The 25187-nt window shown below is 63.2% G+C and carries 22 protein-coding genes and 1 tRNA gene; 11 read left to right on the top strand and 12 right to left on the bottom strand.

The window, feature by feature from the left end; translation table 11 throughout:
• Positions 1-11 precede the first annotated feature (11 nt).
• Positions 12-1019, top strand: coding sequence for a DUF6607 family protein (locus tag Ga0102493_RS12720; RefSeq protein ID WP_034903176.1), 1008 nt, complete (start codon positions 12-14; stop codon positions 1017-1019).
• Positions 1020-1113: 94 nt separating this feature from the next.
• Here Ga0102493_RS12720 and Ga0102493_RS12715 read toward each other — a convergent pair whose 3' ends face one another.
• A complete protein-coding gene (locus tag Ga0102493_RS12715; RefSeq protein ID WP_034903179.1) occupies positions 1114-1917 on the bottom strand; it encodes a hypothetical protein in 804 nt (267 codons plus the stop codon).
• 97 nt (positions 1918-2014) lie between these two features.
• On the opposite strand from Ga0102493_RS12715, the gene Ga0102493_RS12710 reads away from it, so the two are divergent.
• The 7 genes from Ga0102493_RS12710 (at position 2015) to Ga0102493_RS12675 (ending at position 16100) form a co-directional block, all read left to right on the top strand.
• Complete coding sequence (locus Ga0102493_RS12710) at positions 2015-2692, top strand: Fe2+-dependent dioxygenase (RefSeq protein WP_034903181.1); 678 nt, start codon at positions 2015-2017, stop codon at positions 2690-2692.
• 331 nt (positions 2693-3023) lie between these two features.
• Positions 3024-5210, top strand: coding sequence for an autotransporter assembly complex protein TamA (locus Ga0102493_RS12705; protein ID WP_236922225.1), 2187 nt, complete (start codon positions 3024-3026; stop codon positions 5208-5210).
• On the top strand, positions 5210-9451 hold the full coding sequence (locus Ga0102493_RS12700; protein WP_034903184.1) for a translocation/assembly module TamB domain-containing protein: 4242 nt from the start codon (positions 5210-5212) through the stop codon (positions 9449-9451). Before Ga0102493_RS12705 ends, Ga0102493_RS12700 begins: the two co-directional genes overlap by 1 nt.
• Positions 9451-9645 (top strand): hypothetical protein, encoded by a 195-nt coding sequence (locus Ga0102493_RS12695; RefSeq protein WP_034903187.1) that lies wholly within the window; start codon positions 9451-9453, stop codon positions 9643-9645. The genes Ga0102493_RS12700 and Ga0102493_RS12695 overlap by 1 nt, the downstream gene beginning before the upstream one ends.
• Before the next feature lie 353 nt (positions 9646-9998).
• Complete coding sequence (locus tag Ga0102493_RS12685; protein ID WP_051697887.1) at positions 9999-11513, top strand: efflux transporter outer membrane subunit; 1515 nt, start codon at positions 9999-10001, stop codon at positions 11511-11513.
• Complete coding sequence (locus Ga0102493_RS12680) at positions 11506-12885, top strand: efflux RND transporter periplasmic adaptor subunit (protein ID WP_150132476.1); 1380 nt, start codon at positions 11506-11508, stop codon at positions 12883-12885. Before Ga0102493_RS12685 ends, Ga0102493_RS12680 begins: the two co-directional genes overlap by 8 nt.
• Positions 12882-16100 (top strand): efflux RND transporter permease subunit, encoded by a 3219-nt coding sequence (locus tag Ga0102493_RS12675; protein WP_051697891.1) that lies wholly within the window; start codon positions 12882-12884, stop codon positions 16098-16100. The genes Ga0102493_RS12680 and Ga0102493_RS12675 overlap by 4 nt, the downstream gene beginning before the upstream one ends.
• Before the next feature lie 19 nt (positions 16101-16119).
• On the opposite strand, the gene Ga0102493_RS16000 is transcribed toward Ga0102493_RS12675, so the two are convergent.
• Positions 16120-16247: transfer RNA gene (locus Ga0102493_RS16000), tRNA-Val, on the bottom strand.
• A gap of 43 nt (positions 16248-16290) precedes the next feature.
• Here Ga0102493_RS16000 and Ga0102493_RS12670 point away from each other — a divergent pair.
• Positions 16291-17463 (top strand): tyrosine-type recombinase/integrase, encoded by a 1173-nt coding sequence (locus tag Ga0102493_RS12670; RefSeq protein ID WP_034903193.1) that lies wholly within the window; start codon positions 16291-16293, stop codon positions 17461-17463.
• 270 nt (positions 17464-17733) lie between these two features.
• Here the strand turns inward: Ga0102493_RS12670 and Ga0102493_RS12665 are convergent, their stop codons facing one another.
• Positions 17734-18165 (bottom strand): hypothetical protein, encoded by a 432-nt coding sequence (locus tag Ga0102493_RS12665; RefSeq protein WP_161782480.1) that lies wholly within the window; start codon positions 18163-18165, stop codon positions 17734-17736.
• A 59-nt stretch (positions 18166-18224) separates the two neighbouring features.
• Entirely contained in the window at positions 18225-18884 is a 660-nt protein-coding gene (locus Ga0102493_RS15995) for an 8-oxoguanine DNA glycosylase OGG fold protein (RefSeq protein ID WP_150132475.1), read from the bottom strand.
• Between the two features lie 798 nt (positions 18885-19682).
• Between Ga0102493_RS15995 and Ga0102493_RS16165 the strand changes: the two genes are divergently transcribed.
• Positions 19683-20720 (top strand): hypothetical protein, encoded by a 1038-nt coding sequence (locus tag Ga0102493_RS16165; protein WP_161490065.1) that lies wholly within the window; start codon positions 19683-19685, stop codon positions 20718-20720.
• 109 nt (positions 20721-20829) lie between these two features.
• Here the strand turns inward: Ga0102493_RS16165 and Ga0102493_RS12645 are convergent, their stop codons facing one another.
• The 4 genes from Ga0102493_RS12645 to Ga0102493_RS12630 form a co-directional block, all read right to left on the bottom strand.
• Positions 20830-21366, bottom strand: coding sequence for an HD domain-containing protein (locus Ga0102493_RS12645; protein WP_034903207.1), 537 nt, complete (start codon positions 21364-21366; stop codon positions 20830-20832).
• The gene (locus Ga0102493_RS12640; RefSeq protein WP_034903210.1) at positions 21344-21808 is read right to left on the bottom strand and encodes a hypothetical protein; all 465 of its coding nucleotides are present in this window, start codon (positions 21806-21808) and stop codon (positions 21344-21346) included. The genes Ga0102493_RS12645 and Ga0102493_RS12640 overlap by 23 nt, the downstream gene beginning before the upstream one ends.
• Positions 21809-22089: 281 nt before the next feature.
• Positions 22090-22500 (bottom strand): DUF2280 domain-containing protein, encoded by a 411-nt coding sequence (locus Ga0102493_RS12635; protein ID WP_034903213.1) that lies wholly within the window; start codon positions 22498-22500, stop codon positions 22090-22092.
• A 125-nt stretch (positions 22501-22625) separates the two neighbouring features.
• Positions 22626-22865 (bottom strand): helix-turn-helix domain-containing protein, encoded by a 240-nt coding sequence (locus Ga0102493_RS12630; protein WP_034903216.1) that lies wholly within the window; start codon positions 22863-22865, stop codon positions 22626-22628.
• A gap of 98 nt (positions 22866-22963) precedes the next feature.
• Here Ga0102493_RS12630 and Ga0102493_RS12625 point away from each other — a divergent pair, with 98 nt between their 5' ends.
• Complete coding sequence (locus Ga0102493_RS12625; protein ID WP_069297544.1) at positions 22964-23248, top strand: hypothetical protein; 285 nt, start codon at positions 22964-22966, stop codon at positions 23246-23248.
• A gap of 3 nt (positions 23249-23251) precedes the next feature.
• Here Ga0102493_RS12625 and Ga0102493_RS15980 read toward each other — a convergent pair whose 3' ends face one another.
• The 4 genes from Ga0102493_RS15980 to Ga0102493_RS15975 are packed head-to-tail and all read right to left on the bottom strand — an operon-like array spanning position 23252 to position 25151.
• The gene (locus Ga0102493_RS15980) at positions 23252-24115 is read right to left on the bottom strand and encodes a hypothetical protein (RefSeq protein WP_152552876.1); all 864 of its coding nucleotides are present in this window, start codon (positions 24113-24115) and stop codon (positions 23252-23254) included.
• A gap of 52 nt (positions 24116-24167) precedes the next feature.
• Complete coding sequence (locus Ga0102493_RS12615) at positions 24168-24386, bottom strand: hypothetical protein (protein WP_034903224.1); 219 nt, start codon at positions 24384-24386, stop codon at positions 24168-24170.
• Between the two features lie 3 nt (positions 24387-24389).
• The gene (locus tag Ga0102493_RS12610; RefSeq protein WP_034903225.1) at positions 24390-24575 is read right to left on the bottom strand and encodes a helix-turn-helix domain-containing protein; all 186 of its coding nucleotides are present in this window, start codon (positions 24573-24575) and stop codon (positions 24390-24392) included.
• A 36-nt stretch (positions 24576-24611) separates the two neighbouring features.
• Positions 24612-25151 (bottom strand): hypothetical protein, encoded by a 540-nt coding sequence (locus Ga0102493_RS15975; RefSeq protein WP_150132471.1) that lies wholly within the window; start codon positions 25149-25151, stop codon positions 24612-24614.
• Positions 25152-25187 lie beyond the last annotated feature (36 nt).

Genomic DNA, 25187 nt, shown 5'->3' with positions numbered 1-25187 from the left:
GGAGATCTTCGATGCACAGACTGACCAAGACCATGCTCGCCAGTGGCTTCGCCGCCATCGCGCTTGCCGCCATGCCCGCTGCTCCCGCGCTTGCCGACGATCCTATCGTGCGCAGCGAAGCCGCCGATACGGCCGCTTTCGAGGCGGATCGCGAGACAATCCTGTCGATGGCGGGCGACTATGCCGTCGTCTTCGACATGCAGGAATCGACTCCCTGGATGGAAGGCTATGAACCGATCGATCGCAAGGTCTCCAGCGGCTATGAATCGGTCCGCGTGATCGAGGACACGGGCGAAAAGATCGTTCTCCAGCACCTCCTCGTCGTCGACACCAAGGAAGGCCCCTATGTCGTCAAGCACTGGCGGCAGGACTGGGAATACGAGCCCGAGGCGATCCTCGTGTTCAAGGGCGGCGACACCTGGGAAATGAAAGAAGTGCCCGAGGCCATGCGCAATGGTCGGTGGTCGCAGACCGTCTACCAGGTCGACGACAGCCCGCGCTATGCCGGCTGGGGTCAGTGGGAGGAAACCCACGGCGTGAAGCGCTGGCGTTCGAACTGGACCGCCCGTCCGCTTGCCCGCCGCGACGCAGTGCGCGGGCCGATCTACGACCGCTACGTCGGCATCAACCGCCACCAGATCACGCCGGACGGCTGGATCCACTGGCAGGACAACACGAAGATGATGCCCGCCGAGGACGGCAGCGGCGAACTGGTCCCGGTCGTGCAGGAATACGTGCTCAACACCTATGAGCGCTACGATGGCTACGCGGTCTCGGCGGCCGAGGAATACTGGTCGAAGACCAAGGATTACTGGGAGGCCATCCGCGACGCGTGGGATCGCGTGGCGCTGGAGAATGGCGGGATCCGCATCCCGCAGAATCCCGATGTCGGCACGACCATCGCGGGCGATCTGCTCAAGATGGCGGACGCGATCAAGAAGGGTGAAATGGCTTCGGAGGAAGCCAGTGCCAAGGCGGTCGCGTTGATCGAACAGGGCACTGCGCGCAGCGGCGGCTGACCCGCGAAGGGCATCTGCTGCATGAAAAAGGGCGGGATGCGGATCGAACCGCATCCCGCCCTTTTCGCATCGACGGCGCGATTGCTGCCCCGCTTTACTGCGGCAGGGCGAGCAGCACGCGCGACGCCAGCGCAGAGACCTGGCCGGCCGGTGCAGGATCGGCGGGCGAAAGCGGCGCATCCTTCGGCCACAACCCCAGCATCTCGTCTACAGCCGCGGCGACCTTCTGCGACGAAGAACCCTCAAGTTCGCTCGAAAGCTCGCGCGCGACGGTCACGAAACCCCAGGCGTCCTGGTACTCCGCCGCATCGGTCACTTTGCCGTCCGTCAGCGCCGCCGAATATTCCTCGACCGCCGTGTCCATCAGGAAGCGGATCAACGCCGCCGGATCGCCGCCCGCTTCCTCACGCATCGCGGAAAGGTTCGCCTCGGCCGCCTCGAGTTGGCGCTCAATCTCGCTAGCGGGCTTGCCCTGTTCAAGGGCGTTCGAGACGCTGCGGAATGTATCGGGCTCGAAGCCCAGCCGGTCGAGCCCCGCGCGCTCGGCCTCGTAACCTTCGGAAATCGGATGCATCAGGTGCGGCGCGGCCGCCTCCGCCTCGCCCGCCCGGTATAGAGCCAGCCCGGCTGCGACATGCCCCGACATGAACGCAAGGCGCTGCGGTAGCGGGAGCGCGCCGATATCCGAGCCGGATTCGCCGCCTTCGCCTTCGCCGCCCTCGCCGCCTTCGCCCTCGCCGCCTTCGCCTTCGCCAGCTTCACCGGCAGGGGCGGTCTGTGCAGCTTCGCCGCCTTCACCACCTTCGCCGCCACCTTCGCCGGCGCAACCGGCAAGGCCTGCCCCCGCAAGCGCCGTGGCAAGGCCGAGGCCGGCCCATGTCTTCAGCTCGACTTTCATAATGTCTCTCCAGTCTATAATTGCTTGCTGCGCTCTATCGCGAAGGGCGGCTTTTGCAAATCATTATCAGATCAACCCAGCAACAGGGTGCGCGCCCATGATCCTCACTGTCCGTGCCATCGAAGACACCGCCGCCCTCGATGCCCTTGCCACGCGTATCGATCGGCTCGAATGGCGCGATGGAGGGGCAACCGCCGGGGCGACGGCGAAGGCGGTAAAGCGCAACCTGCAGGCGGTGCTGTCGGGCCGGGAGGGAGAGGCGTTGCATGGCGACCTCATGCGGATCGTCGCCGACAATGCGGTGGTGAAAGCTGCCGCGCAGCCGCACCGCTTCTCCCGGCTGCTGGTCAGCCGGACCGAAGGCGAGGGCCATTACGGCGCACATGTCGACAATGCGCTGATGGGCAAGGGCGAAGACCGGATGCGGACCGACATCTCCTTCACGCTTTTCCTTACGCCGCCCGCCGAATACGAAGGCGGCGAACTTGTGATCCATGCTGCCGGGATGACGCAATGGGTCAAACCGCAGGCGGGCGAGATCGTGCTCTATCCATCCTCCAGCATTCACGAGGTGCGGCCCGTGACCAGCGGCTGCCGGATCGCCTGTGTCGGCTGGATCGAGAGCTGGATCGCCGATCAGGGCCAGCGCGAAATGCTGTTCGACCTTGAGAACCTGCGCGTGTCTCTGCGCACCCAAATGTCTCGCCAATCGGCCGAATTGCTCACGCTCGACAAGACGATCGCCAATCTCATGCGCATGTGGGGGCGGCGCTGACCACGGTTTGCAACGCATGTCAGCCACGCCCCGTCGTGCTTTGGGAGCATTGCGGGACCTCGCGGCATCCCCGGTAGCTTAATTAGCTTGCCGCGGGATTTCCGTCGGACAAGAAGCGAATCGGGAAACGGCGAAAGCCGAGGGGAACGTTCCGGACATGAACCCGACAGGGTCGCTAGTTACCAAGCCATTCGCTCGCTCCCGCTGGGCCGGGAGGGTTTGCGGGCGCGCTCTTGGCCTGGCGCTGGGGTTCGCCCTTGCCGCCCATTCGATTCCCTCCGCTGCGCAGGTGGCCGGCGCCGCGACGCGGCCTCCGCCATCCGACGAGGAAATGCCGGGGCCTCCCGAGCCACCTGACGGCGCCGACCTGCCTCAGCCCGAACCCGTGATCTCGCAGGAGGAGTTCGAGCGCGAGATGCCCGACCTCTCGCCCGAGGACGATCCCGCGCTCGATGAACCTCTGGAGACGATCGGGGAATTCGAGCGCCGCATGGACGGGGCCGATGAAGATCCGCCGCGCGGGACGAGCGAGCCCGCGCCGCTCGGCGAGGAGGACCTCGCCGATGGCGACCCGATCGAGGCTATCGGCGATGCTCCGATCGAGGATACGGCCCTGACCGATCCGCTCAGCCCGATCGAGAGTTTCGAACTCGAAGCCGTCACTTTCGAAGATGACGATGAGCCCGCGCCGGAGCTGATCGAGATTTCCTACCGGATCGAGCTTGCCGGGCTGGAGCAGGCCGACGCCGAAACCGCAGCGGATCTGCGCGATCGCTTCTTCGAACTCTCCGCGCTCGAAGCAGGCGACGGCGATGCCGCCAATATCGCACAGCTCAATGCGCGCCTGACCGAGGATGCCGAACTCGCGCAACGCCTGCTCGCGGCGCAGGGGTGGTTCGGGGCGAGCGTGCGGCCGCGGCTCGACCGCGATGACGATACGGGGCCGCTCGTCGCGCGGATCGAGGTCGAGCCGGGCCAGCGCTATGTCTTCGAGGAAATCATCGTCGATGCCCCGCCGGTCGACCCGCCCAATCTCATCCGCGACACGCTGGACCTCGAGCCGGGCGAGCCGATCGTCGCGAGCCGCGTGCAGGGAGCCGAGGCGCGGGTCGCGGTGAAGCTGCCGCAGGAGGGCTATCCCTTCGTCGAGATAGGCGAGCGTGACATCCTGCTCGACCGCGCGACGGGGGGCGGGGTCTACACCTTGCCGGTCGATCCCGGGCCGCTTTCGGTCTTCGGCGCCATCACCACCAGCGGCGACCTTGCCTTCAGCGAGGAACACGTCGCCGAGATCGCCCGGTTCGAGCGCGGCGAGCCCTATGACAGCCGGATGCTGAACGACCTGCGGCAGGCGCTGGTGGCGACCGGGCTGTTCGATACGGTCGCGGTCTATCCGCAGCCGACCGGCGAGGGGGCTGGCGAGGGCCGCGAATATGCCCGTGTCGTCGTCGAACAGGATGCGGGGCCACCGCGCACCATCGCCGGCAATGCCGGGTTCGGCACCGGCCGCGGCTTCAGCGTCGAAGGCAGCTGGACCCACCGCAATCTCTTTCCGCCCGAAGGCGCGCTTTCGGCAAGAGCGCTGGCGGGGACGCAGGAACAGGCATTGGGCGTCACTTTCCGCCGGTCCAATGCCGGACGGCGCGACCGTTCCTTCGAACTGAGCGCCGACGCGCTGCGATCCGATTTCGAGGCGTTCGAGGCATTCACCGGGCGCGTCGCGGCGATGGTGCGCTACATCTCGACCCCGATCTGGCAGAAACGGCTGACCTATGGGTACGGCGTGCAGTTCTTCGTTTCGAACGAACAGGATTTCGACCTCGTCCGCAACGAGCGCGACCGGCGCACCTTCATGGTCGCCGGGCTCAAGGGCGAGGTCGGTTTCGATACAAGTGACAGCCTGCTCAATCCCACGGAGGGTTTCCGCCTTACCGCCCTGGTCGAGCCGGAGGCTTCGCTCAACAACGGGTTCGAGCCCTATGTCCGGGCGCAAATCGACGGATCGGCCTATTTCCCGGCATCGGAATCGATCGTGCTCGCAGGCCGGGTGCGGGTTGGCACGATCCAGGGCATCGACCGCTTCGATCTTGCCCCCTCGCGGCGTTTCTATGCCGGCGGTGGCGGCTCGGTGCGCGGCTTTGGTTTCCAGGAGCTCGGACCGCGTGTGCTCGAACCCAATCCGAATTTTCCCGATCCCGAGGACATCGAGCCCGGCACCGATCCCGAGGATCTGCCCGACCCCTTCCGCTCACGGCCGATCGGCGGACGCAGCCTCGTCGAAGCGGCGGCGGAAGTGCGCTATCGCTTCGGCGATTACGGTGTCGCCGCCTTCGTCGATGCCGGCCAGGTCTATACCCAGTCGATGCCCCAGTTCGACGACATCCGCTTCGGAGTGGGCATCGGCGGTCGATATTATACCAATTTCGGTCCGGTTCGGGTCGACATCGCAATGCCGATCGACCGACGCCGCGGCGAAAGCTCGTTTGCGGTCTATGTCTCGATCGGGCAGGCCTTCTGATGGCGGGCGAGACGGACATTCCCGAGGAAACCGGCGGCGTGGAAGAGCGCCGTAGCTGGCCAAAACGCCTGCTGCGCTGGCTCGCCATCGTGCTGGCGGTGCTGGGAACCCTCGTCGCGCTTGCCCTGATCGGGATCAACACGCCGCCGGGCAAGGATTTCGTGAAACGCCAGGTCGAGGCGCTCGAATTCGAAAACGGTCTCGAAATCGGCATCGGGAGATTGGAAGGCTCGCTCTACGGCAATCTCGTGATCCGCGATCTCGAATTGAGCGACCCGCAGGGCGTCTTCGCAAGCGCGGAGCGGGTCACGCTCGACTGGCGCCCCTTCGCGTTCATCGGCAACCGGCTCGACATCCGTTCGCTTTCCAGTCCGCAAGTGCGTCTCGAACGGCTACCCGAATTCGCCGAGACCCCGCCCGATGATGCGCCCCTCCTTCCCTCCTTCGACATCGATATCGGGCGATTGGTGATCGAGCGGATCATCGTCGGCGAAGCGGTCACGGGCACGCGCCGGGTTCTGACGCTGAAAGGAGAGGCGCATGTCGAGCAAGGACGCGCGCAGGTTTCCGCCGATCTCGCGACGCTTCCGGTCGAGGATACCCCCGGGTCCGCGCAGTCGGGCGACCGGCTCGCACTGCTGCTCGATGCCGTGCCCGAGGACAACCGGCTCGACATTGATCTCGACCTGTCCGCGCCGGAGGACGGGGTTATCGCCGCGCTCGCCGGGCTCTCGCAGCCGCTCGAGGCGCAGCTGACGGGCGAGGGCGACTGGTCGAAATGGGACGGGCGGCTGGTCGCTGACCTCGCGGGCGAGGAGCTTGCCCGGCTTGGCCTGACAGCGCGCGACGGCACCTTCGGGATCGAAGGCACGGCGCGCGCCGCGCTGCTGTTCGAGGGGAGCGCGTCGAGCCTCCTCTCCCCTGCGCTCGCTATCGATCTCACTGCCGAGCTCGACGGCTCGGCGGCGGACATCGCGGGGACGCTCTCCAGCGATGCGTTCCGGCTCGAGGCCGAAGGCGGTGTCGATATCGGCGCGAGCACGTTCGAACGATTGGCGGTCGATTTCAGGCTCCTGCAGCCATCGGCGCTGACCGATGCCTTTGCAGGGCGCGGGATCGCGGCGGACCTCGTCCTCGACGGCGCCTTCGCGACCCCGGCGATCGATTATCGCGTGACCGCCGAGCGGCTGAGCATTGCCGGCGTCACCTTCGTCGATCTTGTCTCGGCGGGCGTTTCGCGGCGCGAGAACGGGCTGCTGACCATCCCCGTCGATGCCAAAGCCGCGCGCGTCACCGGGATCGATACGGCGGCCGGCGGGCCGCTCACCAATCTGCGTCTCACCGGTTCCTTCTCGCTCGAGGGCGACAGACTCCTCGCCGACAATTTGCGGCTCACCTCGCGCCGGATCGATGCCCGCGGGACGGTGCTCGCTAACCTTGCCGAAGGGCGCTATTCGGGCTCGGTCGACGGACGTCTCGACGATTACCGGATCGAGAGCGTCGGCATCTTCGATATCGATACCGATCTCGAACTCGAGGCGACGGGCGAGGGCGATTACGCGGTCCGCGGCCGGGTCCGCACCAGATCGCAGCGCATCCTGAATGAAGGCGTGCGCGATTTCCTCGGCGGTCAGGCGGTCGCGGCAAGCGACATCGTCTACGATTCGAGCGGGCAGCTGAGGCTCTCAAATCTTCAGGTTCGTGCGCCCGCGATCGAGGTGTCGGGGGGCAGCGGCTTCTACGCGCTCGATGGCCGGATCGCGCTCGATGCGGCCGGGACGAGCGAGGCCTATGGTCCTTTCGCTCTTGCGGTCGACGGGACGATCGCCGATCCGGACGCGGTGCTCACCGCCGAGCGGCCCGGGCTTGGCGTCGGCCTTGCGAACCTGCGCGCCGAGATCGAGGGCGCGCCGGGCGGCTATCGCCTCGTCGCGACGGGAGAGACCGATTACGGGCCCGTGGAGGGGGATTTCGTGCTCGGCACGGGCGAGACGCTGACCCTTGACATAGCGCGCGCTGATTTCGCCGGGATCCAGCTCTCGGGCGCACTCGAACAGAGCGCGGCGGGGCCTTTCGTCGGGCGGCTCGATGCGGATGGGCGCGGGCTCACCGGTATCGTTCGGCTCGGCGCCGAAGGCGAATATCAGGAGGCACTCGTCAACCTGCGTGCGAGGGACAGCAATCTCGGCGGGCCGCTCGACATATCTATCGGTGCGGCGACCCTCGATGCGCAGATCGTCCTTTATGACAGCCCGCGCGTGATCGCCGAAGCCGACGTTGCGCGCGCGAATGTCGGCGCGGTCAACATCAATGCGGCGAAGGCGGTGATCGATTATCGACAAGGCACGGGGAGCGCGCGCGTTCTTGCCGAGGGGACGAGCGGCGCGCCCTTCCGCATTGCCGCCAATGCCGAACTCAAGCCCGACCTGTGGCGCGCCGCGATCAGTGGACGGGTGCGCGGCATCCGTTTCCGCACCGCCAGCCCGGCGCGGATCGTGCCTGGCGAGGAAGGCTACGAATTGCTCCCGACCCGGATCGACGTGGGCTCGGGCAGCCTGCGCCTCGCCGGGCGCTATGACGAGGGGCTGCGCATACAGAGCCGGCTCGACGAGCTCGATGTCGCTCTCGTCAATGCCTTCGTCCCCGGTCTCGGCCTTTCCGGCTCGGCGAGCGGCAGTCTCGATTTCGCGCAAAGCTCCGCCGATGCCTTTCCCCGTGCCGATGCGCGGCTCGCGATCGACGATTTCAGCCGTTCGACCGCCGCCGCGGTGAGCGAGCCGATCGACATCAATTTCGTCGGAAAACTGCTTGCCGACGGAGGCGAGGCGCGCGCCGTTGCGCGGCGCCGGGGCGCAGTGATCGGACGGATGATCGCCTCGCTGCGGCCATTGGGGCCGGGAGCGGGACCGTGGACCGAGCGCCTCCTCGAAGCGCCTCTGAGCGGAGGGCTGCGCTATAACGGCCCGGCAGCCACGCTGTTCTCCTTCGCTGGCCAGCCCAATCAAACTCTCGAGGGTACGATCGGGATCGCGGCCGATTTCGGCGGACAGGTCGACCAGCCGCAACTGGCGGGACTCGTTCGCGCGAAATCGCTTCAATATCGCAACCAACTCTACGGCACGCAGCTTTCCGACATGGCGCTCAATGCCCGCTTCGACGGGTCGCGGCTCGAGATCGAGCGGCTCACCGCCGATGCGGGAAGCGGGCGTATCTCGGCGAGCGGTTTCATCAGCCTTGCGGCCGAAAGCGGCTATCCGATGGATCTTACCGCGCGGCTCGACAATGCGCAGCTCGCGCGCAGCAATTCCGTATCGGCGCGTGCCACGGGGGAATTGCGGCTGACCAAGCAGGCGGGCGAGACCGCGCTTCTCGCAGGCGAGATCCGGCTTCCCGAAACCCGCTACAGGATCGTGCGACAGGGCGCCGCCGAAGTGCCCGAGCTCGAAGGCGTCCGCTTCAAGGAGGAGGCGGGACCGAGGCGGATCACCGGAAACGAGGCAGCCACGACCGGGCAGGGCGTGTTCGGCAAGGTGCGGCTAGACGTCGCGTTGCGGGCACCCGACGAGCTTTACGTCTCGGGCATGGGCCTCGAAAGCGAATGGAGCGCCGACCTCAGGCTTGCCGGGACCAGCGCCGATCCGCGCCTGTCCGGCACGATCAATCTCATCCGCGGGACGCTCGGTTTCGCGGGACGTTCGTTCGACCTGACCGAGGGTCGGCTCGGCTTCGTCGGCGGGCGCGAGATCAATCCCACGGTCAACCTCTCCGCTAGCGAGACGATCGACGACATCAGCGTCAGCGTGAACGTCACGGGCCGCGCCTTCGAGCCGCAGATCGCGTTCGGCAGCACCCCGTCGCTGCCGCAGGACGAGGTGCTTTCGCGGATCCTGTTCGGGTCCTCCATCGCGAACCTTTCGGCGATCCAGGCGGTGCAGCTTGCCGCCTCGCTCAATTCGCTCCGGTCGACTGGCGGCGGGTTCAACCCGCTGGGCGAGCTGCGTTCGGCAACTGGCATCGACCGGCTGCGCGTGCTCGGTTCGGACGAGGCGTTGGGGCGCGGCACCGCGATCGCGGCGGGGCAGTATCTGACTGATGACATCTATGTCGAATTCATCACCGACGCGCGCGGCTTCACCGCCACCCAGATCGAGATCAGTCTCACCCGGACGCTATCGGTCCTGAGCCAGGCGGGCGGTTCGGGGGCGACCAATGTCAACATCCAGTACAGCAAGGATTACTGATGCTTCGCGCCGGTTTGTTGAGCTCGTTCATCCTTGTCGCGGCCTGCGCCGAGGAACCGGATTTCGACACCCGCTATGAAGAGGCTGAAGCGGCCATAGCCGAGAAGGCGGAGGCGATCGATGCCGAGCTTGCGGCGCCAGCTGACCGGGAAAGCGGTGACGGTTCAGACCCGAAGGGCAGCGACAAAGATTGATCCATGTTATATTTTGATTTTGCAAAATGCAAGGCAAGATGAAGTATATGCAATTGTGCGCAACTGAAGGAAAAATCTCGGAACTGTCAAATCTCCGGTAACGTTGGGTTTCAGGGTTCACTTTGATCCAGCGCCAACAGCCGGAGAGCGTCCTTGCCCTCGATCGAGAATTTTCTGACATATGCCTTCTGGCAATATGGCACGATTGGCCATCTGTCGGACTTCTCGACCATCAGATTTCTCGCCTGGCTTGCCCGTTTCGCCCTTGCGTCAAAGCCTGTCTTCGGCGTGATCCCCTCGCAGGTCGCGCTTCGACGCAGCGCCCATATTGGGCTTGAGCCCGCGCAGGCCGCATGATGCGAGGCACCCTTGCAGTGGGCGCGGCAGCGACGATGCTTGCCGGTTGCGCCATCGACCCACCCGAACCCTCGATCCCCGCCGCGCCGTCGGCGCTGCCCGACAGCTATGCCGGAGCCGGCGAGGGTGCGCGTCGCTACGAGCCGGTGCAATGGTGGCAGAGCTATGAGGACCCGATACTCGATGGGCTGGTCGAACGCGCGCTGGCGGCCAATCTCGACATAAGGGAGGCAGTCGCGCGGATCGAGGAGGTAGAGGCGCGATACGAACGCGAACGCGCCGGGCTGTTCCCCCAGGTCAATGCCGGTGCCGAGGCGAATTACGCGAACCAGCCCGCGACCGGGCTCGGCGCGGCCCTGGGCGAAGCGGCGCAGGGAGGGCAAACCGATGGGTCCGGCGCCGGCGGTGAAGTTCCCCCACCCGGTACCGGTCCCCGGCGCTTTTCCTTTTCCACCTATACCTCGCAGCTTCAGGCCTCGTGGGAAGTCGATCTATGGGGGCGCATCAGCAATCGCGCCCGCGCCGCCGATGCCAATCTCAATGCCAGCCTTGCCGAATTGCAGGCGGTGCGCATCCGCATCGCGAGCGAGGTGATGCGCAATTATTTCGACCTTGTCGAAACCGAGCAATTGCGGGATCTCGGCGAACTCAGGGCCGACATCCTGGGCGAACGCGTGACCCTTGCCGAACGCTCGTTCCTGCGCGGGATAGGCTCCTCGTTCGAACTCATTTCCCTGCGCGAAAGCCGCCGCGAGGCGGAAGCGGGTGTGCCACTTCTCGAGGCGAGCCTGACGCGTTCGAAGGCGCGGCTCGGCGTGCTGCTCGGTACCTATCCCGGCGAGATCGGGGATGCTCTCGCCGAAGCGGGCCTGCTCGAGGTGACCGTGCCGATGGAGGCTGTCCCGGCGGGCCTGCCTGCGCGCCTGCTCGAACGTCGGCCCGATATCGTCGCGGCGCGTGCGCGGCTCGATGCGGCGCGCTTCGGCGTCGCGGCCGCACGGGCGGCACGGCTTCCGCAGCTCACCCTCAATGCAAGCGGCGGCCTTGAAGGGAACGATCCGGCGGGCGCATTCGACCCGCAGAACTGGTTCGTGAACCTGCTGGGCGCGCTTACCGCGCCGATTTTCGATGCAGGGCGGATCGGGGCGCAGATCGACATCAGCGAGGCGCAGATGCGCCAGCGCGCTGTGGCCTACGGGCGGACCGTGCTCGATGCTTTCGCCGAGGTCGAGAGCGCGCTCGCCCGCCATTCCGCGGCAGCGGACCGGGTGCGCCTGATCGAAGCCGATCTCGCCAGCGCGCGCGAAGCCGCCGATCTCCAGCTGCGCCGATTCGAGCGCGGGACCGGCGGGTATTCGGACTGGCTCGATGCGCGCCTCAACGTTCTGAATTCGCGCCGGCTGATGGTCGAGGCCGAACGCGCGGTCGCCGAGGCACGGCTCGGCGTGCACCGCGCATTGGGCGGAGCCTGGAAGCGCGAATGGCTGGCCCGGAGCGATGCCGATGGCTGAGGATGAGACCGACGCACAGGACGATGCTCCCGACAAGCGCAAGTGGCGCCTAATCGCACTCGGTGTGCTGCTTGCAGGGGTCGCGATCGCTGCCGCGCTCTGGTTGCTGCGTCCGCAGCAGCAGGGCGAGCAGCCGCCCGATCGTCCGCCGCTTGTCAGCGTCACGGCCGTCGAACAGCGCAGCGAGCCGATTCGCCTGACCGGGCAGGGCACGGTCCGCCCCGCGAGCCAGGTCGGGCTGGCGCTGGAAGTGGGCGGGCGGGTCGCCTGGGTGAACCCCTCCTTCCGCGAAGGCGAGCGGGTGCGCGGGGGCGAAACGCTCGTGCGGATCGAAAGCGCCGATTACGCTTCGCGCGCCGAGCAGGCCCGCGCCGAGGTCGAACAGGCGCGGGTCGAACTTGCCCAGGCGAAGGAAGCGCGCGCGACCCGGCAGGAGGAATTCGAGCGCCTTCAAGAGCGGTTGGCAAGCGACGGATCGCTCACGCCCGATCCCATCGAGGGCGATTTCGTGCGTCCCGGTGAAGCGGGTCAGGAGGAGACGACAGGTCTTGCCGAGAATCCTTCCGCGCTCGCGCTCGGACAACCGCAGGTCGATGCGGCCGAGGCGGCGCTCGCGGGCGCTCGCGCGCGGTTCGAAAGCGCCCGCCGCAATGTCGCCCGCACGCGGATTGCGGCGCCTTTCGACGCGGTGGTGCGATCGAAATCGGTCGAGCGCGGGCAGTTCGTCCAGCCCGGTGAAGTGCTCGGTCAGCTTTACGATGCGGGCACGCTCGAAGTCGCTGTGCCTCTCACCCAGCGCAAGGCCGCGTTGATCCCGCGGGTCTTCGCGCCGGTGACGAGCGGCGCGGCCTCCGGCGTGCCAGCCGAAGTGAGGGTCGATTTCGGCGGCGCGACCTGGGCGTGGGATGCGATCGTGGAAGGGGCCGAGGGCGCGATCGATCCCAATACCCGGACGCTTGACGTGGTCGTGCGCGTTGCCAGCCCCCTGCGTGGCGGGCGCCCCGTTTCGGGCGCCGAAGCCGCAGGCGAGGCGCCTCCGCTTCTCCCCGGCTTTTTCGCCGATGTCGAATTTCTGGCCCGCACACCGCCTGCCTATTTCACGATCCCACGCGACGCGCTGCGCGCTGAAAACCGCGTCTGGGCGGTGCGCGAAGGGCGGATCGCCTTTGTTCCCGTCACGGTCGTGGCGCGCGAGGGACCGAATCTTTACGTGACAGGGCCGAAGCTTCGCGACGGGGAACGGATCGTCACCGGTGACCTTCCGAGCGTGACCGAAGGCATGGAAGTGCGCACCGGTGAAGGTCGCACCACGCCTGCAATCGATGCGCGGGAAAGTGGGGGTAAGGAACCGGCCATCGGTGGCGGCGCATGAGCGGTCCGATCGCATGGATGGCGAAGAATGGCGTCGCGGCGAACCTCCTCATGCTGCTTCTGCTGGTCGCGGGCGCGATCAGCATCCAGCAGGTTCCGACCAAGGTCTTTCCCGAATTCGCGCTCGGCGCTGTGCAGGTCCAGGTCGAATATCGCGGTGCCTCGCCCGAGGAGATCGAGGATTCGGTGATCCAGCCGATCGAGGAGAAGATCAAGGCGGTCGAAGGGGTCGACGAGATCACCGCTACCGCCGCCGAGGGGCTCGGTATCGTCACCGCACAGCTCAAGCAGGGCGTCTCCGCCTCGCAGAAGGTCGACGAGATCCAGGCCGAAGTGAACCGCATCACCAGCCTGCCCGATCGTTCCGAACGCCCGCAGGTCAGCGAACTCACCAATCGCCAGAGGGTGGTGGAACTGGTAATCTATGGCGACGTGCCGCCCGCCAGCCTCAAGGAGATTGCCTATCGCTTCGAGGACGAGCTCGCCGCGCGCGAGGCGATCTCGCTGGTCGAGGTTTCCGGCGTGCGCGACGATGAGATCGCGATCGAAATCTCGAAGGATGCGCTTCGGGCCTACGACCTCTCCCTCCCCGAGATCGCGGAGCGGATCGGCCGGAACAGCGTCGACCTGCCCGCGGGCGATGTCGAGACCGGGGGCGAAGACATCCTCCTGCGGGTCGAGGAGCAGAACTATTCCCGCAGCGAGTTCGAGGACATCGTTCTGCTCGCGAACGGCGCAGGCGCACAGGTCAGGCTCGGCGACATCGCGACCGTCACCGACGGGTTTCGGGACAGCGGCCTCGTCACGCAGTTCGCCGGCCAGCCCGCCGCTGCGGTGCAGGTGTTCCGCGTGGGCGATGAACAGGCGCTCGACATCGCGGCGGAGGTCGAAAGCTACATCGCCGATCAGGAGGCGAACCTGCCCCCCGGCGTCTCCGTAGCGATCTGGCAGAACGAGGCGAACGAGCTGCGCAGCCGTCTGTCCCTGCTGGTCGAAAGTGCGATCCTCGGCGCGATTCTCGTCATCGTCACGCTTGCGCTGTTCCTTGACCTGCGCGTCGCGTTCTGGGTCTCGTTCGGGATCGTCGTGTCGTTTGTCGGGACCTTCGCGGTGATGGGGCTTGCGGACCTCTCGATCAACCAGCTCTCGCTGTTCGGCTTCATCCTTGCGCTCGGCATATTGGTCGATGACGCGGTCGTGGTGGGCGAGAACATCTATGCCGAACGCGAGAAGGGCAAGAGCGGAATCGAGGCTGCCGTGTCGGGCGCGCAGCGGGTGGTTCGCCCGGTCGTGTTCGCGATCCTGACGACGATGACGGCGTTCTCGCTGCTCGTCTTCCTTCCCGGCACGACGGGCAAGTTCCTCTACGCCATCCCCGTCATCGTCATCATCGCGCTGGGCCTGTCGCTGGTCGAATCGCTCTTCATCCTGCCGCACCACCTGTCGGGCATGAAGGACGGTGAGGAAAAGGGTCGCATCCTGCGCGCCCATGGCAAGCTCAGGGCGTGGTTCGACGAGCGGTTGGCGCGCTTTCGCGAAGGCCCGCTCGATCGGGCGGTGCGTTTCGCCGTCGCGCATTACATGGTCGTAATGGCAGGGGTCGTCGGCCTGTTTGCGGTCGTCGCGGTCCTCTTTTCGGCGGGATACATCAAGTTCATCTTCTTCCCCCAGATCGAGGGTCAGTTCGTCACCGCCGAGCTGGAAATGCCGCAGGGTACGCCCGCGCCGGTTACGCTGGCGGTGGCCGATTACGTCCGCGAAGCCGGAACGCGCGTGGCGGTGGGAATCGAGCAGGAGCGCGAAAGCAAGGACGGCGAGGCCCCGCCGCCCGTGCTCGAAGGCACCTATACGACGATCGGGCGCGCGCCGCAGGCCGGCCAGGGGCCGGGCAATGCCTCGACCCCCTTCATCCAGCCGAGCCTCGCGACGATCCGATTCAAGTTGTCCGACCCCGACATGCGCGAGATCACATCGCGCCAGTTCCAGGAACGGCTGCGCGAGGAAGTGGGCGAGGTCGCAGGCGCACGCAGCCTGTCCTATTCGGCCAGCCTCGTCTCTGTCGGCGCTCCTGTCGTCGCCGAACTGTCCGCCGATACCGAGGCCGAATTGCAGCGCGCGGTGGAGCGGGTGCGCGCGGCGCTTTCAAGCGAGGCGGGTGTCGTCGAGATCCGCGACGATCTCACCCGCGGTCAGCGCGAGCTCGAACTGGAACTGCTTCCGCAGGCGCGCAATTTCGGCCTCGCCCGGCAGGACCTCGCGCAGCAGGCGCGCGCGGCGACTTTCGGGACCGAGGCCGTACGCATCCAGCGCGGGCGCGAGGAAGTGCGGGTCTATGTCCGCCTGCCGCAGGATGAACGCGATTCGCTCGAGGACCTTGCGGATTACCGCATCCGCCCGCCCGGAAGCCCGGCAAGCATCCCCTTCGGCGAGGTGGCGCGGATCAACTACGGCTCCGCACCCTCGACCATCGACCGGCGTGACGGGAGGCGGATCATCACCGTCACTGCCGACGTGCTGCCGGGCGTGACGACCGGTTCCGAGGTGACGGCGACCCTCCAGCGCGAAGTGCTGCCCGAACTGCGGCAGGAGATACCCAGCCTCGACTGGAATTTCGGCGGAGAGCAGCGCGAACAGGGCGAAGTCGTCCCGGCCCTGCTGCGAAATCTCGTCCTCGCGCTGTTCGCGATCTACGCCCTGCTCGCAGTGCCGCTGCGCTCATATACCCAGCCTCTCGTGATCCTTTCCGCCGTGCCGCTCGGGCTGGTTGGCGCGGTGCTCGGCCACCTGCTGCTCGGGCTCGATCTCACGATACTGAGCCTGTTCGGGATCGTCGGGCTCGCGGGCGTCGTCATCAACGACGCGCTGCTGCTGGTCGATTTCATGAACGAGCGGCGGATCGCAGGCGAGGAGATGGCGAGCGCGATCGTCGAGGCGGCGAAAAGCCGATGGCGCCCGATCCTGCTGACCTCGATGACGACCTTTTTCGGCATCCTGCCCCTCATCGCTGCGCAGAGCGTGCAGGCGCGGTTTCTCGTGCCGCTGGCGGCAAGCGTTGCCTTTGGCGTGCTGTTTGCGACCTTCGTCCAGATGCTCGTCGTTACCGCGCTGGCGAAGGCCCATTCCGATGCGTTGGTTGCGATCAAGAGCCGCCTCAAGGGCAAACGCCGCGAGGATGTCGAAGTGGTCCACGCCGATACCGCGGGCGCAGAATCCTGAGGCGTTCGGGTCCGGGAAATGGTGGGCGCGGCAAGGATTGAACTTGCGACCCCACCCGTGTGAAGGGTGGGAAAGTGGACAGATTCGGCTTTCCTCGTACAAGAAAAGCATGTAAAAACAATCTATGGCGTTCGACGTTGTTCGCCCATGTTTTTCATACTTTTTTCATAAGTTTTGGAGGGTGGCGGAAATGGCCGATCTCAGCCGCATCGGGGAGCGCGAAAAGCTGAAGCCGCGGAACGGCAATGAGCCGCACTGGCACCGTCTGCGCCAAGGGGTCTATCTCGGATACCGCCCATCTCGTAAGAAGGCGGGCGGCATTTGGTTTGCCCGCTTCTATGACGCTGAGGCCAATCGCAACGCCCGCAAGCGGCTGGGCGACTATGGCACCCTGTCCGGGCATGACGTCTTCAAGCAGGCCAAGGCGGACGCCGAGGCATGGGCGGAAACGGTCGAAACCGGCGGCGAGCGCGCCCGCGACATGGAAACGGTCAAGGATGCCTGCGAGGCCTATCTGAAGGAAAAGCCCGGATCGATCACCGAAGGGGTTTTCCGGCGGCACGTCTATTCCGATCCCATCGCCAAGGTGAAGCTCGACAAGCTCCGGCGGCACCACCTCAAGGCATGGCGCGAGCGGCTGGAGCACTCCCCGGCGCTACTTACGCGGACAAAGGAAGCCAAAAAGAAGCAGACGAAAGTACGCTCCAAGTCGACCGTCAACCGCGACATGGTGCCGCTGCGCGCCGCGCTGGGCATGGTGCTGAAGCCCGGTGCCCCTAACACTGACGCGGCATGGCAAGAGGCGCTGCGCCCGTTCAAGGGGGCCGATAAGCGCCGCGAACTGTATCTCGACCGCGATGAGCGCAAGCGGATGATCGATGCCACCTGCGGTGAGGCAAAGCCCTTCGTGAAGGCGTTGTGCCTCTTGCCGCTGCGCCCCGGTGCGCTGGCAGGCCTGACGGTGCGCGACTTCGACAAGCGCACCCGGGCGCTCACCGTTGGCAAGGACAAAAACGGCAACCCGCGTCAGCTTACCATGCCGCAGGTGATTGCCGACTTCTTTGAAGTGCAGGTGAAGAACAAACTGCCAGCCGCATCGATCTTCGCCCGCGCTAGCGGCGAGGCGTGGAACAAGGACGCTTGGAAGCATCCGATCAAGGATGCGGTCAAAGCGGCTGATCTGCCCCGTGCCGCATCGGCCTACACTCTGCGCCATAGTGTGATCACCGACTTGATCCGTGAGCGCCTGCCGATCCTCACTGTGGCGCAGCTGTCGGGAACAAGCGTTGCCATGATCGAAAAGCACTACGGGCACCTTGTGCGAGATGATGCCGAAGAGGCGCTGGCGAGCATTGCGATCTAAGCGCGGCGCTTTGGCAGCTGGCTGGGTCTCTGGCCGGTGCTCCAGCAAGGGTCGCTTTTGGTCCGCTTTCGGGTCCGTCACGGCGCGGCCGAAATGTCCGGGGGTGGGTGGGGAGCAGACGCCATCGGATAACCTTAATTTGTCCCGAAGAATCGCCAAACCGTTCGACCAATGCTGGCGAGCTTGGCAAAGACGCCTTAATCCGAATTGGCGGGACCCGGATGGCAAGGCTACTTCAATAAGCTAAGCACCGGAACGAAGGGGACGCCTTTACCCGATCAGCTCCCAATCCCCTCCTTGATCTTCCGTTAACGAAACATCGTAAAGGCCGAGACTTATGGTCGAGCCGAACCATCCGCCCTTTTCCAATGCCCACGAGGCGATGGCCTCGTCATCGACGCCCGGCCTCAGAGCCACCTTGATGGTGACTCGGGCAGTGATGACCGGGCCGGAATCTTCAAGATAAATTAGAAGATCACCATCCCCTGCCGAGATCTCGAAATCATCGAACGAGTTTTCTGGGTCAGCAAAAACAGTCTCACCTCGGTCATCGGACTGTGACGGTCTGAAGAGAAAAAATACTCTCTTATCCCGCTTCCAATCTTGATAATCCTCAGCGCTATCAAAATGAAATTTTGCTGCCCTTATCGACCAAGTTAGCAAGCTTTCTTTATGATTATTCATACGCAAAAATCGTTTCACCGTTGATGAATTTTAAGTCAGGGCAAAGGCGCATTTCGTATTTCTCAACAATCAAAAATTCATTGATGACGTGCCGCGCGCTTGTCAGGGGAGTTTTTAAACATATACATTTCGACCGCAGCTCCAGAAACTCTCAGCTTGTCCGCAAGCGCGTTTAAATCATTGAGATACGTCAGATATGTCGCGTATCTTATACCATAGCTACGCTTGCGAGAAAGTTTCTCAAGGGTGGCCGAAAACTCATCCGGTTGGACTTTTTCCAAGAAATTCCAGACTCTTTCGTCGAATATCTGACACGGTCCAGAGGCTGAGGTAATCTTAGCAAAGTGGAGAAATTTCGTAGTTGTCGCGAATTTTATGCCATGGAAGCCATTGATTGCCTCCCAACTCCTTTCGGAGAGACCCGTTTCTTTCATTTCGTCTAGACAATCAGAAAGGCCAGCAAGGTTTCCCAACACGTTCACACCCAAATTCCCTCTGCCGCCTTCAGGAAAGCCCCAAGCGAAGGCCTTAAGAACACCTTTTCGGGTATTCTTTGCCATCTCCAGCTGAACATCGTTACGGGTTAATCGTTGTGTATCTTCTCGGTCTTCGAACAGGAAATCAAACTGACCTTCGAATTTAGGTTTACCGAGGTTTTTTGCCTTGATCAGGATGGGTTGTGCGCCAGGATCATCCGACCGTATTACTTCTATGACTTCCTTTTCGTGGAATTTCATTACTTTTCTCCTCCCCGGGGGCCGGGGCCTTAAATTGGCACGTCTTCCAAATTATTTGGCATGTTTCGCAACTGGCTTTCGAAAATGCAAACCTCACGTTTGATCAGGCAGTAAGCGAGCAACTTGCAGGAAAGCAAAATTGGCTTCCAGACCCAAACGCGGATAATAATTCGCGGCTTAAATGGGGTCGGTAGCTGACCAGCCGCTTTCGGGCCGTAGCCTGTCAAAGCCGACAGTCGGCCCTTAGAAGAGCCGGAAGAGCAGGAAGGGCCGCTCTATGGCCACTCCTGGGTGGGGAGCGGACATTCAAAATTCGTCCCCGAAAGACCCCGTCTGGGCCGATTCCGGACAGTCCGCATTCAGTGTGGTCGAGAGCAGCTCTCTCTTCGACCAATCGTAAGAAACACTCACTCAATGAGCCAAACAGTATGTAGACGGCACTACGGGCCCCATGGGACAAGATTAGGGAGGTATGGGTGCCAGCCCGGCCACGTGCGGTAGTGCGTCCCGTGAACAGCGTTCTTATTTGCTTGGAGGAAGAGTAGTACCATCTCAGTCCCAGAATGGAGTAACGTGAGGACGTAAATGGAGCATCCTAGACCGACGGAAGCAACGGCAAAACAGCTGTACGGCAGTAGTCTGTATTGCGCATTCCCCGATTGTAGGGAACCTCACATCGAGGTCGATCAGAATACGGGCACCAAGGTCTGCAACACCGAAATTTGCCACATTCACGCTCGGCGGGAGAACGGCCCGAGGTGGAATGAATCTCAAAGCTCCGAAGATAACAAAAGCGAAATGAACCTCCTGCTTCTTTGTCGCAAACATCACGCCGTCGTGGATGATCGCCGGAACGAGAATTACTATACAGCCGGCTTGCTGAAAGAGTGGAAGGCCACGCAGGAGAGCGAAAACGGCAATCCACTCGCTTCGGACGATTTGGAGGCTATTGCACAGACAAACGTGCTCATTACGGCCGAAACAGTAACCCTGGGCGGCGAAGGAGGCGCAGCTCTTGGTGCTGGCGGCGGCGGTGGCGCCGCGATCGGGCCCAATGCCCAAGGTGGAAGAGGTGGAGATGGAGGTCGCGTCCATAAAGACGGTAGACTGGCGGACGCTTCGGCACTCGTTCCATGGACCAATGTGTTGCGCAACTCCCCGGACAACCGTCCCCCAGGCTCCGGAGGGGGCGGAGCCCCTGCCATAGGGGATGACGCCGTCGGTGGCAGAGGTGGCGACGGAGGCGAAATCCTTGTTGGTAAAGTTGATCTTGAGGAAGGCACCTATCGCGCGATTGTCGGCCGACGCGCACGCCTGCCCGGGGAGATTGGCGGCGCGAGCTACTTAGCGAGAGTCGCCGCTGACGGTAGCACCGAGCCCATCGGGCCAAAAGTCGGCGGAGCGCTGTCAGGCGACAGCTACTTGGCAGACGGCACACCCGAGATTGATGCCTCCGCGATACAAACGGGTGTGCGGGTTTGCTGCCTTGCGGTCGTTGGAGACGCAACCATCAAGGATGGCGCTCATGCCATCGGGCGGTTTGCCCTCGGCGCATGGGATGTGCATGAGTTTCCTGCGGAGATCGTTTTCAATGTACTCACCGCCGTCACGAAGCAACCTGAAGAGCGGATGGGCTATTTTGTTAGCTTGTTCTTTAATGGAGAAGAGAAAGCGCGGAGGGCAGTAGGTGCGGCCGTGCGCGAAGATGGTCTTTTGTCTACCAGCTTCTCCGTTCCGATCGGTGCCTACTTCGAGAATGAAGGACGTTGCAGTATTGTCGCACATGCGTCGGGCATTTCCCTTTGCGAGACAGCGATCGAAATACGTCGCGTTTAGATTGTCTGCTTTCAGGAGTTAAAAAGTTGGCGGCCAGCGTCGGAGATTAGGGCGCAAGGCAGACGGCAGCGGTTGTGTCTGGATTGGGTCACAAGTGGACTGGCGCCTTTCAGTCGAAGCGCAGCCTTTCCTGCCTAAAGCGCTCGTCTAGCGACGCACTGATTCCCGCGCATCCTCTGGCGACCAGTTCGGCAAACTGGACATAGGCGCCGATCCGCGCCTCGCTCCAGGCAGGAGGCGACGACTTCAGATCGCGCAGGTTCCCAGTTTTGTCGGCCAGCTTGATCATCTTGGCGTCGTCCGACTTGCTCTCCGCTTTCGCGACCTGAAGCCTTTTGCGCTCAAGCTTGGGCAGACTCTTGTCGTCCGTCACCTCGAGCACGAGGCCGCAGACTCGCTCACCGAAGCGCTCGGCCAGTTCGTCGGCCGTGGTGTCGGTGTCCTCGATCGTATCGTGCAGGATCGCCGCCATCAGCACCTCGATGTCGGCCACGCCGGCCTCGGCGAGGATGCGCGCCACGTCGAGCGGGTGGTTGATGTAGGGTGTCGCGCCCGCATCCTTGCGACGCTGGTCGCGATGTCTGCCGGCAGCAAAGCTGGCAGCATCGAGCAGCCGAGCAGCGTCAGTCATGGTCGTCGTGGTCATATTCGTTCCTTTCTTGAACGTCCTGAATGATGTCGTCGAACAGATCGCCGACGAAGAGCTCGAAGTCGGGTCTGCGCAAGGGGACGAGGTTCGCGGTTTCGAGCACGCAGCGGATCCAGTCGGGATGCTTGAGGAAGCGTACGAAGACCTCGTCCTCCACGAAGGTCCGCCAACGCCGGAGCTCGCGGGTTCGCTGGTCTTCGAGTAGGCACATCTGCGGGTCGAAGAACGTCCTGCGCCAGGCCGAGCAGAGCTCTGACCAGGGCAAGTAGAACAGGCCAAGGTCGAGCATGTCACGGTCAAACAGGCGATCGGGCAGCGCGGCGTGGGGTTTGAGCAGCTCGTGCGCGAAGCAATAGCGATCACGGCACTGCCAGATCAGTTCGCGGAGGTCGGCTTCGGCGCCGCGCTTCTGATGAAAGGCCATGTCCGCCTCGCTCATCGTGTCGTCCGACACGTGGCGCTGGCCGCCGAGGGATGGCGCATCAGAGGGTGCTTGCCAAAGCGAGAATTGGCTAGACGCATCAGGGTGCATCGGCAGTCTCCATCAGACGCCGAGCCTTCGCGCCGCAGGTTGTGAACCCAGCAGAGCTCAAGGCTCGGGTTCACGGTTGCGGTTCCGTTGTTTGGGAACATCGAGGAAAAATCTCTCGACAAATGTGAAGCTATCACATTTTCTCGAGACGTCAAATATCGCTGGAAATCCACGATGTGAGCGCTCGGTCAGTATTTCCTATCGGGATATTTCACGTGGACGTTGCCTACCTCTTTGGCAGCGGTCTCGACCGCCTTGCGGATTTGCTCAGCGGCTTCGAGCGCAGTGGCGTCATCCTTGTCCAATAACCTTAGGGCAGCGTCGATGCTTTGCTGCAGTTTACCCAGCCGATAGGTCCGGTGCGCGATCGCGACCTTCCCGATCTCTTCGCGATAGCGCTCACGAACGGCAGCATGGTATTCGAGCCAGCGGCATGATCCGGCGAACTGCAAAGAGGCCGGGTCGTAAGCGCGAACGTGTCTAGGCGTGAGAGTAACGTCGAACTCTTCGGCGATGAGGTCCACCACGTCGGCCGGCCTCTGGAAGCACGCCAGATGCTCGACGATCCGTCTCTTGATTGCCTCTGGAAGCCGTTTCATGAGGTAAGTCCAGGGTAAGCTGCTACGTGGTGAATATGTGGCCGATCATAACACATATACAGACTGCACTGGCGCTCATGGTCGCTTGTAGCTGCCCGTTGCATCTGAACGTCTAGCCCACGTTCCTACGTATCGTCCTTACGTGGCGGCACGTGCTCGGTGTCCTCTAGCAATGATGCAGCGGTGACCTGCAAAGCTGTCGCAAGCCGTTCTATGACGTCTATTGAGGCAGCATACCGGCACCGTTCCAGAGCGCTGACGTATGTCCGGTCAATCCCGGCAACGTCGGCCAGCTCTTCCTGCGACATTCCAGCCGCGAGCCGAGCGCGGCGCAGATTCTCGGCGAAGATCTGACGCAGCGCCATCGCCAAGATGGCTGCCAGATGTTGTGTATTTCACAACGGAGTATACTCTACACTCTCGATCCGGCATCATGGTCGATGCTGCAAATCAAGGGTTGCTCATGGATGACAACTTCGAAGCCTATGCAAACCGGGTGCGCGCCGATCACTACCTGCACTGGTTCGCGGTTATCGCAGCTGCGGTGTGGGCGGGAACCCTCTACGGATGGATGGCAGGCGCTGGGGTTCTTATCGGGCTGCTCGTGGCGATTAGCGTAAGCAACACGATCATTCTGGCCAGATCAGGCAGTTTCCGCGCAACGAGAATCAGTCGTTGGGCGTGGGTCTTGATAGTCTTTCTGGCTATCATGATCTCATCGGCGGAAGTCCACTCTGTCCAGCCCTGATGATCAGGCAGCTGGAGCGCGTCGAGCCTTGGCACGCGCTTTCGGGCCGATGTTCTGGGAGGTGCCACACCGCTTGCCGATCACCTTACCTCCAGGCTCGAGCTTTGTAACGCCTAGCTCTCCTGCGAGCTCAGGCGTGACACCCTTCAGAATGTAGAGAACAGTCGTCTCCAGGTTTTCTCGATGAAGGGGAGGATTGGCCACCTCTACGCCTCGGCGTGGACCGATCGGCCTTGTGCAGATCACCCCCCGCCGATAGGGAATCCCTGTAATCGCTCTCAGCCAGCGCTTCTGTGCCTTCGTCACCACGTCGATCAAGTCATCCGCAATGTGGACGATAATGTGGGCATGACCTCCCTTGCCCTCCCCGCCTTCATGGACAAATATCCATGCGATCTGTGCCCCGCGGCGCAGCATGTTTTTCGACAGAAGGTCGATGAAGTGTCCGGTGGCACGAGGCATGTCGGACAAGGGGAGGCCGGCTGCCTCCCAATGCACGGTGATCATCCGGTTGAAGGGCAGTCCAATCTCATATGCAAAGCGTGTCGCGGCGAGTAGGTTCTCGACCTGAGAGCGCTTGAGCGCATGGCTTTCGCGGTTCGAGCGATTGCGGGCGCCTCCTCGACCTGAGCATGGGACAGAATTGGCTGCAACACCTAAGGTAATAGTATCTACTGCAGCTTTCGTGCCAGCCTCGGCAATTCGCAGATTTTCCACGATGCTCGCTGTAGCCTCACCAATTGAAACTTCACCGGATCCTGAGTCGCGGTGAAGTTTCAAAGAAGCATGCTGATCTTTTGGTTTGGTCACTGCTGGCGCGACAGACATGAAGGCTGACTGTGGAATGCCCCGGGCCGTGCGTCCCATCGCATCTCAATCGGATTCGATGATTGGATCGACCCAGGGCATTCCCAACCGCTCACCGATCCTCGACTTCGGAAAGCGCAGAGTAGCCAGCCTTCAGCAGCATATCCTCCAGCCACGCCTTTTCGCGGGCAGTCAGCTGACGCTTAATCACAGCCATATGGCCGAGAAAACCGGCAGCCTTGCGTGACCACCGATCAGAGCCGATGAGGAGCGCAAGCGCCGCTTCTCGCGGGTTGTTGAAGGGCGGCTGGGTTTGCCCCTTGAGCGCCATGTCTCAGCCCTCCTCGTTGATGAGCTTGATGAGGCTTTCCGAGGGGATGAGGGTTCGCCCACCCACCCGGATGGCCTTAATGCGGCCGCTGGAGATGTGGGCGTAGACGGTCGTGCGACTCAGGCTGGTAGCCTCGCACGCCTCCCGAATGCTGTATGCCAGCTTCGGCTTGGGAACATCGTGTTGCATGATATGTCTCCGTTCATGATCGAACGGGCACACCAACTAAGGAGAGTTCGGATCTTCGGCAAAGCCTGAATGTGACGAAATTGGGCGGCCTAAAAAATCAATTTCGCCGCGTTCGTAGGCGGCTTGCATCTGCTCGGCCTCCACGATCTCGAGCGCAATATCGCGATAGGGCTTAACGCATCGATAGACGTAGGTGCCCTCCAGACCCCTCGGTTCGCCGACCTTATGGCAAACCTTCATCCTGAAACCTCTCTTGAAACCGCCACCCCTCGCAACTTGGACGGCCATATCGAGGTTTCGATGTTCGACTAAGTGCGGGTCTTTTTGTGCTGAATGAACATCGGGACGGCGGACGAGACGAAGCTCAAAAAAGAGGTTCGGTTCGGTCCGCTCGATCAGAGCAAGGATCTTGCGCGCGACCAGCGGGTCGATATGGAAATCCGAACGTTTTATGTGCTCCGCTAACCACTCAATTCGGCCATGATGGAGCTCGACAGCGGCGTGGTAAGCGCTCGTGTCAACGGAGTTGGCATCGCCCTCCAGGCGTGTGGGCTCTTCGTTCTGAGGTTCGTTCATCACGAGGAAGACGAATATCTCAATTCAAGCTTTCAG

The sequence above is a fragment of the Erythrobacter litoralis genome (assembly GCF_001719165.1).
In the GTDB taxonomy this organism is placed as follows: Bacteria; Pseudomonadota; Alphaproteobacteria; order Sphingomonadales; family Sphingomonadaceae; genus Erythrobacter; species Erythrobacter litoralis.
This window is presented reverse-complemented; position numbering and strand designations above follow the sequence as displayed.